This is a genomic window from Maribacter algarum (ex Zhang et al. 2020) (assembly GCF_005885635.1).
Taxonomy (GTDB): domain Bacteria; phylum Bacteroidota; class Bacteroidia; order Flavobacteriales; family Flavobacteriaceae; genus Maribacter_C; species Maribacter_C algarum.
In genome coordinates this window covers 56,981-77,295 of record NZ_VATY01000007.1, presented here as the reverse complement: position 1 = coordinate 77,295, position 20,315 = coordinate 56,981, and the positions used below count along the sequence as shown (strand labels likewise).

At 40.8% G+C, this 20,315-nt stretch carries 13 protein-coding genes; 8 read left to right on the top strand and 5 right to left on the bottom strand.

Annotation, left to right across the window (positions count from 1 at the left end; genetic code table 11):
- Positions 1 to 3: 3 nt before the first annotated feature.
- The 4 genes from FEE95_RS21645 to FEE95_RS21630 form a co-directional block, all read right to left on the bottom strand.
- Positions 4 to 1,155, bottom strand: coding sequence for an alpha-hydroxy acid oxidase (locus tag FEE95_RS21645; RefSeq protein WP_138660134.1), 1,152 nt, complete (start codon positions 1,153 to 1,155; stop codon positions 4 to 6).
- Positions 1,156 to 1,164: 9 nt separating this feature from the next.
- Positions 1,165 to 2,538, bottom strand: a complete 1,374-nt coding sequence (locus tag FEE95_RS21640) for an FGGY-family carbohydrate kinase (RefSeq protein WP_138660133.1) — start codon at positions 2,536 to 2,538, stop codon at positions 1,165 to 1,167.
- A gap of 10 nt (positions 2,539 to 2,548) precedes the next feature.
- Positions 2,549 to 3,829, bottom strand: coding sequence for a sugar isomerase (locus FEE95_RS21635; RefSeq protein ID WP_138660132.1), 1,281 nt, complete (start codon positions 3,827 to 3,829; stop codon positions 2,549 to 2,551).
- Between the two features lie 83 nt (positions 3,830 to 3,912).
- On the bottom strand, positions 3,913 to 6,018 hold the full coding sequence (locus tag FEE95_RS21630; protein WP_138660131.1) for a bifunctional aldolase/short-chain dehydrogenase: 2,106 nt from the start codon (positions 6,016 to 6,018) through the stop codon (positions 3,913 to 3,915).
- Positions 6,019 to 6,206: 188 nt separating this feature from the next.
- On the opposite strand from FEE95_RS21630, the gene FEE95_RS21625 reads away from it, so the two are divergent.
- From FEE95_RS21625 to FEE95_RS22265, 8 genes are all read left to right on the top strand, one after another.
- Positions 6,207 to 7,247, top strand: coding sequence for a GntR family transcriptional regulator (locus tag FEE95_RS21625; RefSeq protein ID WP_138660157.1), 1,041 nt, complete (start codon positions 6,207 to 6,209; stop codon positions 7,245 to 7,247).
- A gap of 183 nt (positions 7,248 to 7,430) precedes the next feature.
- A complete protein-coding gene (gene kduI, locus FEE95_RS21620) occupies positions 7,431 to 8,267 on the top strand; it encodes a 5-dehydro-4-deoxy-D-glucuronate isomerase (protein ID WP_138660130.1) in 837 nt (278 codons plus the stop codon).
- Between the two features lie 4 nt (positions 8,268 to 8,271).
- On the top strand, positions 8,272 to 9,066 hold the full coding sequence (locus tag FEE95_RS21615; RefSeq protein ID WP_138660129.1) for a gluconate 5-dehydrogenase: 795 nt from the start codon (positions 8,272 to 8,274) through the stop codon (positions 9,064 to 9,066).
- Positions 9,067 to 9,075: 9 nt separating this feature from the next.
- Positions 9,076 to 10,254 carry a DUF4861 domain-containing protein gene (locus FEE95_RS21610; RefSeq protein WP_138660128.1) on the top strand — a complete coding sequence of 393 codons (1,179 nt, stop codon included), beginning with the start codon at positions 9,076 to 9,078 and terminating at the stop codon, positions 10,252 to 10,254.
- Positions 10,255 to 10,421: 167 nt separating this feature from the next.
- A complete protein-coding gene (locus FEE95_RS21605; protein ID WP_138660127.1) occupies positions 10,422 to 13,940 on the top strand; it encodes a sulfatase-like hydrolase/transferase in 3,519 nt (1,172 codons plus the stop codon).
- A gap of 13 nt (positions 13,941 to 13,953) precedes the next feature.
- On the top strand, positions 13,954 to 15,375 hold the full coding sequence (locus tag FEE95_RS21600) for a sulfatase (RefSeq protein ID WP_138660126.1): 1,422 nt from the start codon (positions 13,954 to 13,956) through the stop codon (positions 15,373 to 15,375).
- 36 nt (positions 15,376 to 15,411) lie between these two features.
- Positions 15,412 to 16,887, top strand: coding sequence for a sulfatase family protein (locus FEE95_RS21595; protein WP_238474641.1), 1,476 nt, complete (start codon positions 15,412 to 15,414; stop codon positions 16,885 to 16,887).
- 58 nt (positions 16,888 to 16,945) lie between these two features.
- Positions 16,946 to 18,958 carry a hypothetical protein gene (locus FEE95_RS22265; protein WP_212748475.1) on the top strand — a complete coding sequence of 671 codons (2,013 nt, stop codon included), beginning with the start codon at positions 16,946 to 16,948 and terminating at the stop codon, positions 18,956 to 18,958.
- 160 nt (positions 18,959 to 19,118) lie between these two features.
- Here FEE95_RS22265 and FEE95_RS21580 read toward each other — a convergent pair whose 3' ends face one another.
- On the bottom strand, positions 19,119 to 20,033 hold the full coding sequence (locus FEE95_RS21580) for a hypothetical protein (protein ID WP_138660125.1): 915 nt from the start codon (positions 20,031 to 20,033) through the stop codon (positions 19,119 to 19,121).
- Between the last annotated feature and the right edge of the window lie 282 nt (positions 20,034 to 20,315).

Below are 20,315 nucleotides of genomic sequence, written 5' to 3'. Positions count from 1 at the left end.
GTTTTAATTGGTTATAAGATGTTTTGGCAAATCTTCCACGCGTTCGCAGCACAATTGGTCCATTACCTGCTTAAACTGTGTTTTTAACATCGAAATGGTGTGGTCTCCACCTTTATTTCCTAAGGCACCGCATCCATATAGAAAAGACCTGCCCATAAATGTAAATTTAGCACCACTTGCCATAGTTCTTGCGATGTCGGGGCCTGAGCGCAGTCCGCTGTCCATCATTATTTCAATTTGGTCGCTGTACTTCGCTGTAATTTCCGAGAGTGAATTTATAGTGGATTGGGCAGCGTCTAATTGTCTACCCCCATGATTAGAAACGATAATACCATCAAACCCCATACGTATGGCATCTTGCGTATCTTGTTCAGAGGCCACTCCTTTAAGTACTAATTTTCCTTTCCATTTATCACGAATGGGTTTTATACGTTCTTCGTTCAAACGACCGGAAAATGTCTTGTCCATAAACTGCCCCAACTGTCTTAAATTGAGTCCTTCCGGTGTGTAAGGTTTCAAAGTTTCAAAAGTGGGCTGACCATATTTCAAGGTATTGTAGGCCCAAGTTGGTTTGCCTAAAATTTGTAGAATATTGGTCACAGACATTTTGGGGGGCAATGCCAGACCGTTACGTATATCCCTGGGACGATATCCAAAGGTCGGTACATCACAAAGTAATACCAGAACAGGACATCCCGCAGCCTCTGCTCGATTGATGATATCATCACGTAATTCATCCTCTGCTGGGTTGTACAACTGAAACCAGGCATTGCCCTCGGTCAATTCACTTGCTCTTTCGATGCTCATTGTGGTAACGGTACTGAGTATAAAAGGAATGTTATGAGCAAAAGCAGCTTTTGCCAAAATCTCTGGGGAATTGGGCCACATCAGGCCTTGCAAACCTACGGGTGCGATGCCAAAAGGCGCATCGTATTCCATCCCGAGAACTTTGGTCTTTGTTGAATTAATACCCCTATTCCTTAAATATCTTGGTTGCAATTGCACTTCTCGTATCTCTGAAGTATTTCGTGAAATATTGACGTCTTCGTTGCAACCACCATCTAAATATTCAAAAGCAAATTTAGGTATGCGACGCATGGCTTTGTTTCTCAAATCGTCCATTGAAGGATAAGCGGTATTGAATTCCTGGGCCATATGAATAGTTCAATTAAGGATAACTGTACGATGTTTTTTTAATGCGTAGTTTTTCTTCAGGAATTTTGGTTCCAGGGTTATATCCGAAATAACTATTGCTGCCCCCAAGGCCGAACCCAAGGAAGCATCTGTTGTGCTAAGTTTCATATTTCCCAGATATTGGGAGAGTAGTTGAATGTAGATTTCATTGTCACTAAAGCCCCCATCAATATAAAGTCTTTCAATTTTTTGATTTCCAATTGCCGCTCGTATACTTTTCTCTTGTAGCAAGACGAGTTCAAGCATCAGTTGGTGATAGGCATGTTCGAACTTAGTGTAGGGTATTTTGGTATCCGCTGGCATATCATCTGAAGAAATACTCGACCATTTGAACATGTGAACGAAGTCCTTATTGATTTCAAAAAAAGTATCCTGATCAAACTTCACGTTCTTATGATAGTCCTCTAAAACATTAAAGTGTTTGGACAAAACCTTGACCTGAAGCTTGTATTCATTGCCCAGGAACAATCTGGAAACCTTGACAGGATTACCATCGATTCGCATATTGAAAAGAGAGTCGTTCTCAACATCTTTCGATGTAAGCATTCCTATGTTGAAGGGGTTAATGGAGATGCTCCAAGTGCCCGTGGAAACCAGCAAAAATGGTTTGGATATACTTCTAATATAAGGTAATAAGGCTGAAGAACTATCGTGAATACCGGCACCCACCTGAATCGTTTTGCCCTTATAACTAACTGGGGTTGTTTCTCTAGATGAGGTAATAGGCGGTAATTTTTTCTCTATTCCTTCCTCATATACCCATGAATGATAGTCCTTCTTTTCATAATCCCAAAGTAGGGTATGGCAACCTATACTCGTGTATTCGCTTACGGGAATTCCGGTAAACAAATAACTGAGGTATTGCGGAAGGTGCAGTGAATATTTTATTTTTTTAAAGACTTCGGGCTTGGCATATTTGAGCCAATATATATGCATGCCCGTATTTAACATGCCCAATTTTGGAGATCCCGTCGCTCTTGAAATTTCATTTTCAGGACCATATTTGGTATAGAAGGAATCGTAAATCTCATCCTTTATGGGTTTCATGTAATTATAAAGAGGTGTCACTGGTTTGCCATTTTCGTCGATATGCACCAAACTCGCCCCGTAACAGGAGAAATTCAATGCAGATATCTCATATTCCGAGACCTCGAGAGTTTTGTCAAAAACCTCTTTTGCCCAGTTTTCTATAGCGGCTAGGTTTTCGGTCGGATAGCCATCTTCATCTGTGATTTCATCGAACCGTTCGTACTCACGGTGCACCTCCTGAAATTCCGAATCAAAAAGAAAGAACTTTTTGTTCGTCCTACCAATATCGAATACAGCCGTCACCTTGGTTTTCATTATAATGCAATTATAGTCCGGATGCTACGGAATCGGTCCCTCTTTCATCGATTAGATTTTCCCGAACCTGTAAAGACCGATAAGCGTTGATGGGATTTATTGCCCCACCACTTTCTAGTCTAGCTTTTTCAAGAAGTGGCCTAACATCAGTTCGATAGGCATCTTGAAGAATCTCCTGGCATTTGACCACGTCATGGTTCTGTTGCGCTCCGGTCAGTAACTTTTGATCGACTAGGAGGGCCTTGGCATATGCCTCTTGAATGGCTTCCAATGATTGTATTAAATCTTCCAAAGGATCCTTGATATTGTGACTCGCATCGATCATCCATGCCGGATATGGGTTCTGTGGATTGTTCTCCATCCCATAAACCAAGGCATTGAAAATAAGAAAAAGGGAATATGGTTTCACGCTACCCACAGTTGAATCATCATCGCCATATTTGCTGTCATTGAAATGAAATCCACCCAGTTTCCCTTTTAACATCAAGGTCGAAACAATTTGCTCGATATTGGTATTGGGTAGATGGTGCCCTAAATCCACCAGTGTGTATGCTTTATCACCACAAGCATTGGCGAGCATAAAAGAAGTGCCCCAATCTTGAATTACGGTGCTATAGAAATTTGGTTCGTAGGGTTTGTACTCGATAAAGAGTTTCCAGTCGTTGGGAAGCGTTTTGTAGATATCCTTCAGGCTATCTTCCGTATGTTGAAGTGCAGTCTGAAAGTTACTCTGTCCTGGGAAATTAGACCCGTCCGCCAACCAAATGGTCAGACTTTTAGAACCTAGTTTATCCCCAATTTGTATGACTTCGGTATTATGTTGAATTGCCTGTTCGCGAACTGACCTATTGGTGTTACTCAGCGATCCGAAACGATAACTCTCTTTTGCGTTTTTTTGATCCTGAAAAGTGTTGGAATTAACAGCGTCAAAGATAATATCATGGGAGTTTGCCAACTCTTTAATCGCACTGTAATCTTTTGGAACATCCCAAGGGATATGCAATGAGATTGCTCCAGCAGTTTTCGTAAGTGTATGTAAAATGCCTACATCATCTATTTTTTGTTCTAAATTCGATGGTTCACCCTGAAATCCGAAACGTCCAAATCGTGTTCCTCCAGCACCCAATGCCCAACTCGGTATAGCCACCTGAAAATCAGATAGTTTTTTTAGAATACTCTCAACATCACAACCCTTCATGGTCAATTGGTTCGATAAAAAATCGAAGTGATCCTTGTGTCGAGCTTCATCTTTCTTGTTGGCATCGTCAAGTCGACTTTTATCTATTCTCATATGGTTTTCTAAAATTAAAGTTGAAAATAAACTTCCATGGGGTTAGGACCCCATGGAAGCCTTAAAAAAACTAACTTAACAATCTATCGTACAAATGCGTTGGCCATTCCACCATCTACATTGATTATATTTCCCGTAGTTTTATCCAAAACGCCGACGCAGGCAAAAACCCCATTGGCAATATCTTCCGGATAAATTATTTCGTTTAACAGATTACGTTTTGCATAATGTGCAGGTAGTTCGTCAACTGATATTCCATAAGCTTTGGCGCGGCCTTCGGCCCAATCGCCTTCCCAAATTTTACTACCGACAATTACCCCGTCAGGGTTGACAGTATTTACTCGTATCTTATCACCACCCAACTCCGCCGCTAATAAACGGGCCATGTGCTGTTGGGCAGCTTTCGAAGTTCCGTACCCCACATTATTTGGACCGGACACCAATCCATTTTTACTGGCGATACTGATGAAGTCGCCACCAAGACCTTGCTTTCGCATGATGGCAACGGCTTGTTTCGCAAGTTCAAACTGACCTTTAACCAATACATTTTGAAGAATGTCCCAATCTTTTTCTGTAGTTTCTTCGAGTGGTTTGGAAATTGCCAGTCCGGCACTATGTACCACAATATCTACCCCACCGAATTCCAAACATGCTTTTTTGTAAGCCTCAGCGATAGAATCACTTTTTGTAACATCACATACAGCATAACTGGCCGTATCCCTTGCGTATGTTTCCACACCCTCCTTGAGTCTTTCTTCAGCAATGTCCGTCAATATGACGTTGGCACCTTCTTCGGCCAATTTATCTGCAATGGCTTTGCCAATACCACCTCCGGCACCTGTAACTAAAGCCACTTTTCTTGATAGTGGTTTTTCTTTGGGCATGCGCTGTAATTTGGCTTCTTCCAAAAGCCAATATTCAATATCGAAGGCTTCTTGTCTTGGTAGCGAAGTATATTCTGTGATAGCTTCAGCACCGCGCATCACATTAATGGCGTTTACATAAAACTCATTCGCAACTCGAGTGGTCTGTTTGTTTTTGGCAAAACTGAACATACCCACTCCAGGATAAATAATTACTACAGGACTGGCATCTCGTACTGCAGGACTATTATCCCTTTTATGGGTGTCATAATATTCTTGGTATTCTTTTTTGTATTGCTCAAATGACGGCTTCAATTTATCGACGACCTTTTTTGAATCTGAAAGGTCTTCGTTGGTATCTAAATTCAATACAAGTGGTTGGATTTTGGTCCGTAAAAAGTGATCAGGGCAAGACGTACCCATTGGCGCCAATCGGTCCAAATCGTTACTGTTGATATATTCAAGTACAACATCACTATCATTGAAGTGGCCTATCATTCTGTTTTCGGAAGAACAAAGGCCTCGTAACATCGGCATCAACTGCGCGGCTTTTTCGCGACGTTCTTCAACAGGAAGGCTTTGAACTTTTTGCCCACCAAACACACTTCCGTTTTCTTTGACTTTATTTTCGATATAATCCGAAGCCATTTCAATGACCTCCAGACTGTTCATGTAGCATTCATAGGAAGTATCGCCCCAAGTGAAAAGTCCGTGACTGCCCAACACGATTCCCCGTATTCCGGGATTGTCGTTCAGGCATTTTTCCAATTGAAGTCCCAAGTCAAAACCGGGTCGCTGCCACGGAACCCATCCCATGGTATCGCCCCAAATTTCTTTAGTCACTCTTTGGCTATCTTTTGCGGCAGCAACTGCAATCAGTGCATCAGGATGTAAATGATCAATATGTTTAAAGGGAAGTAATCCGTGCAACGGTGTATCTATGGAAGGAGCCTTGCTGTCTAAATCATAAATGCAATGATTGAAAAGACCTACCATACGATCTTCATCTTCCAAACCGCCATAAACATTTTTTAGATTTCTTAATCTATCCGTATAAAGACCAGCAATTCCCGCTTTTGTCAAAGTGCCTATATCACCACCAGAGCCTTTGATCCACATTACCTCCACCTCTTCATTGGTCAATGGATCTTTTTCAATGGTTTTGCAACTCGTATTACCACCGCCGTAGTTTGTTATTCTTAAGTCTGCGCCAAGTATATTTGACCGGTATAAGAACAGTTCCACCTGGTTATCACCAAGGGCAGCAGCTTTACTTTCGTTCCAAAGGTAATCGACATATTTAAATTGCTGTACAGTATTTTTCATTGATAAAAATTATTGCATTTGCTAGCGAAAATAAAAGATGTAAGAAATCTTTGTATCCTGTACTGTACCGTACACCAGTTTTCAAGATAGAAAAATATTTTTACCAGCTATATACAATTGTTCGCTTAAATCCTTTTATTTGTTGGGAGGGATTTGCGTACCACGAACCAAAACGTCTTATAATGGAAATGTTTAAATACATCAAAATCGAGGAGAATTCAAGAATACCAAAATACAAGCAGATTGTTGACTCGATAATTTATAATATTTCGACTGGAAATCTAAAGATGGACGAGAAAATTCCGTCAATAAATATGTTCAGTGAGGAATATCTCCTTTCTAGGGATACCGTTGAAAAAGCATATAACATTTTAAAAGAGCGCCAAGTAATTATATCCATCAGGGGAAAGGGATATTACATTGCGCGAACAAAATTGATTTCCAAGGTCAATATTCTTTTCCTAATCAATAAATTGAGTTCGTATAAGATGCGTATTTACAATTCCTTCATAAATAGCATTGGTGGTACGTCGCATACAGATTTGCATATTTACCATTGTGAGGAGGAGCTCTTTTTGAATCTCCTGGAAAAAAACAAGAATGCCTATGACTATTACGTCATTATGCCACATTTTAAGAATGAAAAATTAAAGCATTCTAGTTTTACTAGCAGGGTGGTAAAGGCAATAGATGAGATACCCAAGAATAAACTAATTTTAATGGATAATCTTATTTCGGAAATAAAGGGATCGTTTATTGAAATTTATCAAGACTTCGAAAACGATATTTATGATTCTCTCCAAGAGGGATTTTCGAAGATTTTAAATTATGAAAAGCTGTTTATAGCGTATCCGGAAAGTTCCGTTTATCCCTACCCCAAGAGAATTCTGCATGGGTTTCGTAAATTTTGTGTTCAGCATAACATTGATTTTGAGGTGCTTGAAGAAATCTATGATGATATGATTCTAAAAAAGGGAGATCTGTTTATTACAATAACTGAATCGGATCTGGTCAACTTGGTCAATCAGATACGGAATCAGGAATTTGAATTGGGCAACGATATAGGGGTCATTTCTTATAATGACACCCCTTTAAAACAACTATTGGGTATCACCTGCATTTCAACCGATTTCAAGGCCATGGGCGAAACTGCGGCACGCATGATCATGGACAAGGAGAAAGGGAAGGTGAAAAACCCTTTCCGATTTATTGATAGAAATTCGCTTTAGGTCACTTTTGAACCTTCACGGTGATTTTTTAAACGCGTCGCTAAAGATTTCTCGGCACACACCACTTAGTACAAGATAGCACAGGATGGACATTTTTGCCATCCTGCCTACTTTTATTGCTGTCCACAATTATTGATTAAGGACATAGTTTAAAGTATTCTAATTTCAAAATCACATCTAGAAATGACTACCTATGAATCAAGATATGCCTCCAGTCCAGAGGCAGTAAAAAAATATGACACCACCGCGCTGCGCGATGAGTTTCTCATTGACAACCTCATGCAAAAAGGGAAGATCAATCTGACCTATACACATTACGACCGATATATTGCAGGTTCTGCAGTTCCTGATGGAACTTTGAAACTAGAAACGATTGACCCATTAAAAGCTGAATATTTTTTAGAACGACGTGAATTGGGAATTATCAATGTAGGTGATAGTGGTAGCGTTGAGGTAGATGGAACATCTTACGAACTTGGGCATAAAGATGCGTTGTATATTGGAATGGGTGCCAAAGAAATCGTTTTCAAAAGCGATGATTCCGCAAAGCCAGCTAAATTCTATTTGAATTCCGCACCGGCACATACTTCGTATCCAACAAAAAAAGTAAGTCTTGAACAAGCAAATAAAATAGAGTTGGGTTCTTTAGAAACCGCTAATCACCGAACAGTCAGTCAGATGATTATAGGCGGAGTTGTGACCACCTGCCAACTACAGATGGGAATGACTGAACTTAAAACTGGAAGTGTTTGGAATACGATGCCGGCCCATGTTCATGATCGTAGGATGGAAGTCTACTTTTATTTGGACGTACCCGAAGGGCAATCCGTTTGTCATTTTATGGGGCAGCCCCAAGAAACCCGCCATATCTGGATGCAAAACCACCAAGCGGTGATTTCTCCACCTTGGTCCATACATTGTGGTTCTGGTACCTCAAATTACACTTTCATTTGGGGCATGGCAGGAGAGAATTTGGATTATAACGATATGGATGTCGCCAAAATAACTGAATTAAGATAGGCTCATGAGTACTGAACTATTCGATTTAAGCGGAAAAATTGCATTGGTCACCGGAAGCACGCACGGATTAGGCATGGCCATGGCCAAAGGATTAGGTAAAGCTGGTGCAACACTCATTATAAATGGAAACTCTTCCCAACAAAAAATTAATGATGCCGTAAAGCATTATGAGCGTGAAGGCATAAAAGTTTTTGGCTGCAAATTCAATGTAGCCGACGAAAGTCAAGTTGCCGATGCCATTAGTAAGATACAAAGCGAGGTTGGGCCTATTGATATTTTGGTGAACAATGCTGGTATCATAAAAAGAACTCCCTTGGAAGAGATGGAAGTGGCCGACTTTAAAGAAGTAATCGATATTGATTTGGTTAGTCCATTTATAATGTCAAAACATGTTGTTAAAACTATGATGGCACGCAAACAGGGCAAGATTATCAATATCTGTTCTATGATGAGTGAACTGGGCAGAAATACCGTTGGTGCGTATGCGGCAGCAAAAGGAGGACTCAAAATGTTGACCCGAAATATGGCGACCGAATGGGCAAAACACAATATACAGGTCAATGGCATTGGCCCAGGATATTTTGCTACTTCTCAAACTGCGCCAATTCGAGTCGATGGCCATCCATTCAATGAATTTATAGTTAACCGTACTCCAGCGGCAAAATGGGGAGACCCAGATGATTTGGCTGGGGCAGCCATTTTCTTATCTTCGAAAGCAAGTGATTTTGTAAACGGTCACGTATTATATGTAGATGGAGGTATCTTGGCTACTATTGGAAAACCATTCAATGAGGATTAATTTTTAATAATGAAAAAACTAAACATTTTCGCAGCTATTTGCGTTTCCATTTTCTTTCTGTCCTGTGCTGAAAATCTAGAAAAGCATAAGCAAATTGTCGTAAAAAACCCTATGGATATTAACCGTTCTTTTGAAACCGTTTCGGTGGATTTGTCTTCACTCGAGCTTGCTGATGCAATGGCCGGCATCATTTTGAAGGATGCTGAAACCCAAAAAGAAGTGGTTTCGCAACAAATAGATTCTGACGGTGACGGCGAAACGGACGAACTCTTGTTTCAACCTGAAATATCTTCAGGTGGAGAACGGATTTTTGAAATTCATTTTACGGAAAAACTGAAGCTAGGTGATACTGTTCCGGCCTGTTATTCGCGATTTGTTCCTGAACGGACCGACGACTACGCCTGGGAAAACAATCGTGTTGCTTTCAGAACCTATGGTCCGACCGCCCAAAAAATGAAAGAAGATGGGGTAAAGGGCGGCACCCTATCAAGTGGAATAGATGCATGGTTGAAACGTGTAGATTATCCTATTATCAATAAATGGTATAAAAAAGAATTGGAAACCGATGGCAGCTATCATAAGGATGATGGCGAAGGGCTTGACAATTTTCATGTAGGAATCAGTAGAGGGGTTGGGGGAATTGCCAAGAAAGTGGATACTACCTATCACATTTCCAAGAATTTTACCTCTTGGAAAACTTTGGCTACAGGTCCAATCAGAACAAGTTTTATTTTGACCTATGCGGATTGGGATGCGGCAGGCAATAAAATATCCGAGAGTAAAACCATTTCATTGGATTATGGAAGCAATCTGTCCAAATTTGAGATTACCTTAAAAGGAACCGATACTATTTCCGCAGGACTAACGCTTCATGAAAAAGACGGTGAAATCGAAGTTAACGATGAAAAGGGATGGATAAGTTATTGGGAGCCTCATGGTGATTCGGAATTGGGGACTGGAATAGTTGTGCCAAAAAACGCAATGATAGGTCATGACCATTTTGTAACGGATGGAAAAGATGAAAGTAACCTTTTCGCCCATATGAAAGCCAAAAGCGATAAGGTCATCTATTATGCGGGTTTTGGGTGGAAGAAAAGTAGGCAGTTTGCCAATAAAGAGGAATGGGACGATTACTTAAATCAATTTGCTGAATGCCTTAAAAACCCATTAATCGTTCAAATAAAATGAATGAAAAAATTGGCTGGAATGGGTTGAATTGACACAAATTGTTTTCAGGACAGCACAGGATGGGTAAAGGCTCTTTAAAATATAAGTTTGAGGAAGCCTTTTTATATCCGCCTGGTTTTATTTTTTCTAACAGAAAATATAACTTGGGAAACAACGAATCCATGAGAATGAGAACACTAGTAGTCGCCCTTTTATTTGTTTGTATACTTCCGCTAAAAGCTCAAAAAGGAGCACAAGTACAAGCCGAGAAACCCAATATCATCTTTATTCTTACCGATGACCAGCGTTACAGTGCCTTGGGTTATGCAGGTAATGAACTCATCTCCACTCCGGAAATGGATAAACTGGCCAAAGAAGGCACCTATTTTAAAAATGCCATGGTTACTACGCCTATTTGTGCTGCAAGTAGGGCCAGCATATTAACAGGGCTTTACGAACGGACGCATAACTTTAATTTCCAGACGGGCAATATTCGAGAATCCTACATGGCCCATTCGTATCCAACAATCTTAAAAAACAATGGGTATACCACCGGTTTTTATGGTAAATATGGTGTTCGATATGACGATTTGGAAAAGCAGTTTGATACGTACGAATCGTATGATCGGAACAATCAATATCCTGACAGAAGAGGTTACTACTACAAGACCTTAGGAAAAGATTCTGTACACCTAACCCGATATACTGGGCAAAAGGCTATTGACTTTATCGCTAATACAAAAACGGATAAGCCTTTTTGTCTTTCCTTAAGTTTTAGTGCACCCCATGCCCATGACCCTGCTGAGGATCAATATTTTTGGCAAGAAGAATCAGAGGCTTTGTTACAAAATATGAAGATGCCAGGTCCGGAACTCGGTGAGGATAAATACTTTGAAGCACAGCCAAAAATAGTACGCGATGGTTTTAATCGATTGCGTTGGACATGGCGCTATGATACGCCCGAAAAATATCAGCACAGTGTTAAAGGATACTATAGAATGATTTCCGGGATTGATCGTGAGATTGCTAAAATTCGAAATGAGCTCAAGAAGAAAGGACTTGATAAAAATACGGTTATCATTCTCATGGGTGATAACGGTTACTTTTTAGGAGAACGACAATTTGCAGGTAAATGGCTCATGTATGACAACTCTGTTCGAGTGCCACTTATCGTTTTTGACCCGCGACAAAAGAAGCAAAAAGATAGCGATGCCTTGGCCCTGAATATTGACGTACCCAGCACTATTTTAGATTTGGCGGGAATTCAACAACCGAAAACTTGGCAAGGTAAAAGCTTGATGCCCATTGCTAGCAATAAGACAAAAGACTTTAAACGTGACACCGTTTTGATTGAACATATTTGGGATTTTGAAAACATTCCGCCCAGCGAAGGAATTCGCACAAAAGACTGGAAATATTTTCGTTACATAAACGATAAAACCATTGAGGAACTATACGATTTAAAGAAAGACCCTCAGGAAATCAATAACCTTGCAAAAGACCCGACTTTTGCACAAAAACTTAATGCCTTCAGAAAGTCCACGGATGCTTTGATTGCAAAAAACAGCGATGCCTATCGAGCGGCTCCAACCGATTTGACTGTAGAATTGATAAGGGCGCCAGAGACCGAAGTTAAAATTTTCGATTTACAGCCAGAGTTTGGATGGACAGTACCCATAGGTTCAAAATTTCAATCTGCCTATCAAATTTTGGTTGCATCGAGTCAATCGATTATCGATAGTAACAATGGTGATATTTGGGATAGCAAGCGCGTGGCCTCGAATGCATCCACAGATGTAGAATATGCGGGCGAATCCCTTGAAGTTGGCAAAACATACTACTGGAAAGTTAGGATTTGGGAAGAGGAAAATCGTTTGGTAGACTATTCCGAACCACAAACATTTACTACAGGAAAAAGCGATAGCTACATTGTATCGACCGAAAATAAGTTCGTTACTACTAAAGTAAAACCGGTATTATTTGAAAAAAGAGACGATTTCTATTTTGTGGATTTTGGGAAGGCCGCTTTTGCAACGATGGATTTTACTTATGATGCAAAAACACCGCATACACTGACGATACGAGTTGGGGAAATGATAAACGAGGAGGGAAATGTAAATAGAACTCCACCGGCAAAAAGCAACATCCGATACCAAGAATTAAAGGTCGAAGTAAAACCAGGTCAAACGAAATACCAAATAGAGGTACAAAAGAACGAACGAAATACAAGGGCCAATCAAGCTATTCAACTGCCAGATGGTTTTCCACCATTGGTTCCCTTTCGATATGCTGAAATTGAAGGCACCCAAGAAACTTTGACTGCCGAAGATTTTGAACAATTGGCGTTCCATACCTATTGGGATGACAGCGCTAGTAGCTTTGAAAGCGACAATGACATTTTGAATCAGGTATGGGATTTATGTAAATATTCTATCAAAACCACAACATTTAATGGTCTATATGTTGACGGAGATAGAGAGCGTATTCCCTATGAGGCTGATGCGTATTTAAATCAATTGAGCCACTATACTACTGATAGGGAGTTTGCCATAGGTAGACGTACCATAGAGTATTTTATGAAGAACCCGACATGGCCCACCGAATGGCAGCAGCATGTGCCTTTATTAATCCATGCGGATTACATGTATACGGGTAATACCGAACTAATAGAACGTTATTACGATGCCTTAAAACACAAATCACTCTACGAATTGTCCAATGAAGATGGATTGATTACCTCGACAAAAGTCGATCGAGATTTTATGCGTAAACTAGGTTTTCCTGACGGATATAAAAAACCGTTGACCGACATTGTAGATTGGCCGCCAGCAAACTTTAACGGTAGCACAACACCCGGAGAACGGGATGGATTTGTCTTCAAACCTTATAGCACGGTTATTAACGCTTTCTTTTATGAAAATATGAAGATTATGGCCGAGTTTGCTCGTATTCTTGGCAAGACACAAGAAGTTTTAGACTTTGAGCTACGAGCGGCAAAGGCTAAAAAAGCGGTCAATGAACAAATGTTTGACAACGAACGTGGCGTTTATGTAGATGGAATTGGTACGGACCACTCCTCTTTACATGCCAACATGATGCCATTGGCTTTTGGTCTTGTGCCAGAAGAACACTTTGAGTCGGTGGTTGACTTCGTAAAATCCAGAGGTATGGCATGTAGTGTATATGGATCTCAGTTTTTAATGGACGGACTTTATAACGCAGGAGAGGCGGACTATGCATTAGATTTATTGATTGATACCACTGATCGAAGTTGGTACAATATGATTCGTATCGGCTCGACGATTACCTTGGAAGCATGGGATAATAAATACAAGAACAATCTGGATTGGAACCATGCTTGGGGTGCTGTACCAGCAAATGTAATTCCAAGAGGTTTGTGGGGAATAAAACCAAAAACTCCCGGATTCGGAATAGCTACGATCAAGCCACAGATGAGCAAGTTGAAGTCGAGTACCATTGAGGTGCCGACAGTACGAGGCACCATCAAAGGAAAATATACTCATAACGGTCCTAGGCTTCAAACCTACGAAATCGAAATACCGGGAAACATGGTGGCTGAATTTTCCTTAAACAATCTTGAAGGAAAAGATTTTATTCACAATGGAGACAAAGTGCCGTCTGCTTTTGAGTCCATCAGACTTTCACCAGGGAAGCATACCATTCAGTTAAAAATCAATTCGTTTTAGAAGTTGACTAACTATGAGATGTGCAATCCTTTTCGTTCTAGCAAGTATTTTTCTTCTGGCTTGCAAAGCTGAACAAAAGGAGCAGAACGAAGAAAAGATTCAACAACAGCAACCGAACATTTTGTTCATTGCGGTTGATGATTTACGACCGGAACTCAATTTTTATGGTGCGACCCATATTCATTCCCCTAACCTTGATAAATTGGCCTCACAAAGCTTGGTTTTTGATAGGGCCTATTGCAGCGTTCCTACCTGTGGAGCGTCGAGGGCAAGTATCTTAACCGGAGTAAGACCTACTAGAAATCGATTTTTGACTTTTGATACCCGAATCGATGAACAAGTGCCGGAGGCGATTACTTTGCCCAAACTTTTCAAGACCCATGGTTATACAACAATTTCGAACGGAAAGGTTTTGCATGTTCCCGATGATAGCAAGAGCGACTGGGATGAGGTTTGGAGACCTAGCAAAGAAACCTTGAATTATTTCAATCCAGATAATAAAGAACTGATTTCCCGGAAACAACGCGGCAATCCTTTTGAAGCGGCTCGTATCGAAGACAGCGAGTATATGGATGGTAAAATTGCTGCTAAAGGCATAGCTGACCTTAAGAAACTGAAGGAAGCCGGCAAGCCCTTTTTTATGGCTGTGGGTTTTATGAAGCCACACTTGCCTTTTAATGCACCGCAAAAGTATTGGGATATGTATCCCATAGAAACCGTAAGCCTCCCGGAAAGCTATCAACAACCGAAGACGACACCGTCAAAAGCATTTCATAATTTTGGCGAACTCAGAACCTATTCCAATATCCCCGAAAAAGGTGCGTTGCCTATTGAGATGGCCAAAGAATTGATACAAGGGTATTATGCCTGTGTCAGTTTTGTAGATGCACAAATTGGAAAACTGTTAGATGAACTTGAAAAAGAGGGCCTCGCCGAAAATACCATTGTCGTACTTTGGGGAGATCACGGATGGAATTTGGGAGAGCACAAATTATGGTGCAAACATTGCACCTTTGAAACTTCGCTGCATAGCCCCTTACTTGTAAAAGTCCCGGGAAAAACGAATGGACGGCATGTACCCAATATCACGGAGTTTGTTGATATATACCCCAGTCTAGTAGAACTGGCCGGATTAAAGATGCCTGAGAACCAACTAGAGGGTGAGAGTTTTGTTCCGCTTATTAACGGAAAGAAACGTACAAAAAACTATGCGGTATCTAAATTTAAGGATGCTGTAACCTTGATAAAGGGAGACTACTTCTATACGGAATGGACCAATGACAAGGGCATCGCCTATGAGCGGATGTTGTTTGACCATAAAACTGACCCGCTGGAATTAATTAATCTGGCTGAAAAGGAAGAATACAAAGCACTCGTCTCTCAATTAGCTATTGAGCTGAGAGAAAAATGGGGCAAAGATTTTCTTAATAAGTGATTGTCATGGGTTGGCAAGAACTATGCTATACATAAAATGAAAAAGGGTATCGGAATACAATTGTTGCTTCTTTGCTGCACCTTCGCTTTCGTAGGCTGCAAAGAGAATACCGAGAAAGATGTAACGGCCATGCAATCTAGTACGGCTGCTCAAGCTGAACGCCCAAACATCGTTTTCTATTTAGCCGACGATCAAGATATATATGATTACGGATGCTATGGGAATGAGAAGGTACATACGACGGCACTAGACCGATTGGCGAAAGAAGGTATGCTATTCGAAAATGCCTTTACGGCACAAGCTATATGTGCCCCGAGCAGGGCGCAACTTTTCACGGGTCAATACCCGCTCAAAAATGGTTGCTTTGCCAATCATACCAAATCAAAGCCTGATATAACAAGTGTCACATCGCACATGCAAAAATTAGGTTACGAAGTAGTACTTGCAGGAAAGAGCCATGTCAAACCAGCGAGTGTTTACGATTGGAATAGGGAATGGGAGCCTGTTCCAAAAGAAGGAGTTCCAAGAGAATATATTCCCGTAGACAGTATTGACCATTATTTTAAACAGGCGAAAAAGCCCTTTTGCATGTTCATTACGTCAAAATATCCCCACGGAAAGTATTTTGATGTCCCTGACGCAAAAGCTGAAAATATCAAGTTCTATCCCTTTAATGAACACAAAAAAGATGATGAGTCCTTCGTTAAAATGAAAGCCGGGTATTATCGAAGTATTGAGGAAGACAATCGACAGCTGGAATTGGTTTTAGATTTAGTAGATCAATATCTGGATAGAAACACACTATTCATCTATAGTGCCGATCACGGGGTATCGGGAAAGTTCACGGTAAAAGACGTTGGTTTAAAAGTTCCATTTGTAGTGCGATGGCCAGATATCGTAAAACCGGGGACGACATCGAATCAATTGATTCACTACACAGATGTGCTCCCCACATTTATTGAAATGGCTGGGGGCAAACCCCCATCTGATCTAGATGGCAAAAGCTTCTTACCACTGCTTAAAGGGCAGGATATGGAAATTCATAAATATGTGTATGGTGTCAGAACAAATCAGAACATCCTGAATGCTGAAGTTTTTCCGTCAAGAATGATTCGAGATAAACGCTACAAATACATCAGGAATTTTAATTCGATTGATGTGTTGGATAAAAATTTAGGAGATAAGGAAAACGTCAATGTTTTTATTCGAAGGGGTGCGGAAAAATTTAAAGATGAATCTTTTGAGGAATTGTATGATATACAAAATGACCGTTTTGAGCAAAAGAATCTTATCGAGGATTCGGAATTACAGGAAATAAAAAATAGGCTGCGACAGGAAATGTTCCGTTGGATGAAAGAACAAGGTGATTTCTTGAACGATGAATTGGGGAACATGCCAATACTAACTGCCACAGGATTTAAGCTAGACCAAAACAACACTGTTAGAACTATTCCTGATTCTTTGCTTAATACATTAAAGAAAGAAGATTATTTTGTGATTGAGCATTGGTAACAAAAAATTGCTATACGCTAAGTACTGTATAGCAATACGGAATTAAAAAGAAATGAAAATGAACACTAAGCTACTAGTTTTTGGAATGATTGCTTTGATCTTATTTGGGTTAAAATCCAATGCCCAAGAAACCAAATTCACAGCTCCGATAATTGATAAAAACAATGTCTTTGAAGAAAAGAATGGCCAAGTTGCGATAGAGGCCGAATACTTCTACAAACAAAGTAAATCTGAAATGCGCCAATGGTATCGTACGACAAGGCATGAAACACCGGAAATTGGGCGCGATGAAGATGAAAACCATGGTAGTAGTGCAAGTAACCATACTTATATGGAAATATTACCAGACACTCGCGTAACCCATGCTGATTCCTTGATTCGAGGTGAGAATTTTTCCAATGAACCGGGCAAAATGGCTATGCTACACTACAAGGTAAAAATCAATGATCCAGGTCGTTATTATGTTTGGGTACGGGCATTCAGCACAGGCGGTGAAGATAACGGGATTCATGTGGGATTGAACGGTAAGTGGCCGGGGCATGGCCAGCGCATGCAATGGTGCGATGGAAAAAATGAATGGACTTGGGCCAGCAAACAAAGAACAAAAGAGATTCATTGCGGTGTACCTCACGAAATCTATTTAGATATCGTAGAAAGCGGTATTCATGACATACAATTCAGCATGCGTGAAGATGGTTTTGAATTTGACAAATTCGTTTTGACAAAGGACAAGAATTACGTTCCCAAGGATAATGGGCCGCGGGTGGTAATCAATTGGCCAGAACCATCTTATTTTCAGCGAATAGGCACTTCTGTAGTTGAAAACAAAACCTTGCCAGTGGATGATTTTCCAGTCGAGGGAACGGGATTTTATAGAGATGCCGGAAGAAGATGGCTTGCCATTAATCCAAATAAACAAAAGGAAGCGAAGACTACAACAACCTTCAACTTTAAAAGTGGTGTGTATGATGTAGTGTTCGTTGGAGTTGGTGAAAACGATGGGCAATCCAATTTTACCGTGGCTATTAACGATACGGAATTGGGTTCTTTTTCCCCTGAAACGACCCTAAAAATGTTCGACGAGGGCAGTAATTTCAATGAGGTATGGAACAACGTTGAACTGAAAAAAGGAGACCATATCACTGTGACCGCAAAAATCGGAAGTGCCGATGGCAAAGAGTGGGCGAGGGCGCGTTGGGCCGGACTCATTTTTACCCCAGTGGGTAAAGGTGAAGCAGTTAAAAATGCGGTTTTAGATGATACTTCGATGTCTGATACTACAGGAATGCCTTCGATAAATCCACCTGCAGGGCGTATTGCGATCGTTGCAGATGGTAATTCGCCCGACCCTGATGATCTTGGAGGTACGGCAGTTTCCATCTCCTTACTTCGTGCGACGGGACTAGAAGACAGATTGGCACACTATTCCCATAGCTGTGACCTTGAGAGGGTTGAACGTATTTCTGAAAGGGCTGAGAAAGAAAGACATGCCTTAATGCAGACGGCCTGTGATGTGACCGCAAGGCGGTGGGGTGGCTTTGACGACTTGACTTTTTTCGATGCCAAATGGCAACAAGATGAAACCGTGAAAGATTTGGTAAAGGCAATTAATGCCTCAACAGCAGAAGATCCTTTATGGATTGTTGAAGCTGGTGAACCGGATATCATAGGGCTCGCTTTGGATGCTTCCAAAAAAGCAAAACACAAGTATGTCAAGGTGGTTACGCATCATCCTGCCAATGATGACGCCGGTGATTTTTATACCTGGCAACAGATTTTGGATTTTGGGGTTGAGGAAGTCCGTATTCCCGATCAAAATGTCAACTTAAAAGTGTCCCTTGAAAAGTGGGATTGGGCCAAAAACCATTCGGATTCCAGAATACAATGGGTATGGCTTTTGGGAAAAATCGCAGAAGTCGATGACGTGGTCACTTTTCAAAAAGGAAAATGGGACTGCTCCGATGCGGGTATGGTACTCTATTGGATTACCGGAGCTACGAATGGTGGTCTTAAGCTAGGAACCGTGCTCGATGTAAAACATCTATTGTTGAACTACGTAGGCAAAAACTAGCGCGGCATCTCCAACGGTAACTCTTATGAACACACTAGGTAGACTACTCGGTGGAAATTGTTGCAATCAAGCAATCCTGAAACGTTCTTTCAGACACGCTGTTCACTTCAATTTTTAACAAGCGAATCAACTATGCTTTTTCGAGGTACGTATAAAACTACTAATCCACTTCGTTTTTTTCGTAAGTCGTATTCGCCCATCTAATTTGGGCCCGTCCCCCTTTAACGCGATATGCTCCGTACCGAATTCCAGATTGGGTTCCTCTCTCAGGTTCAGGAATATTCCAATTGAAGTCCGTGCCGCCAATTTTTGCATTGGCATAGTGTATTTTTTTGTTGGCATCTTCGGGGTCTTGTTCAAATCCGACCTCCAATTCAATTTCAGTGGGTGTATTCTTTTGGACATTGGTAAGAAAAACAATGTCTCTACCCTCTGCTCCTGAACCTCCTCTATAATTTATTTGTTCTCTGAATACGTCAAATGATTGTTGTACCTGATTGCCATTTTCATCGGTGCCGTATACGGGCTTTGCAAGGTACAAACAAATAGCAGGGTCATTTGAACCACCACCACCCGTGTGCTTGCCTTTGGCTTGCATAATGTACGAACCAGTGCTACCTTCATCTTCGGTATTACCAACTTCTAGTATGCGCACGGTACCCTTAAAACTCGCGTAACTGCCAACACCAGTTTTCTGAGACCTTGATAATGAGCGTTCTATTCTGGGTTGTAGTGTGTTGGGGGCATCTAAATGATTTGATTCATGTGTAATATTGTATACGCCCCAAACAGTACCATTAAAATTTTCTTCTTTGTAGTTCGCGTAACAACTTCGGTCATCAATAGTTCCTACATTGACGGGGTTGGCTATATCTGTTTCTCTTACCGTGTTTGTACCGGCGTCTGTGCAAATGGTAATTTCGCCTATTTCTTCATCACTGGCATCAACCTGCTCAGGGTTGTTGATGACATTCTCTTCAGCTGGTTCATTATTCGATTGGCATGAAATAAGAGTTGTGAAAAAGGATACCAAAAGTGTTAAGATAATCGGGTATTGGCGCTTTGATTTTTTCATATCGATGAGAGCTTTTGTTTAGCTAAACTATGGTAATAGGTGTTCTAAACTATCCTGTGGTATACCGAAGCATAAGTAAAGTTTTGAAAGAATGACTATTCATGCCTCTTCCAATTGAATTGGCTTCTGACTCATGTATAGCAGAAGTTCATACCATGACACCACAGGATTAAAAAACGAACAAATAAGTCTAGGTTTGTTTAAGAAGAACAACTCATTTATCTTAAAGCAAAAGATTTGTTTCAAGACTACAGATTGCAATAGAACTCGTGTATATCGTTA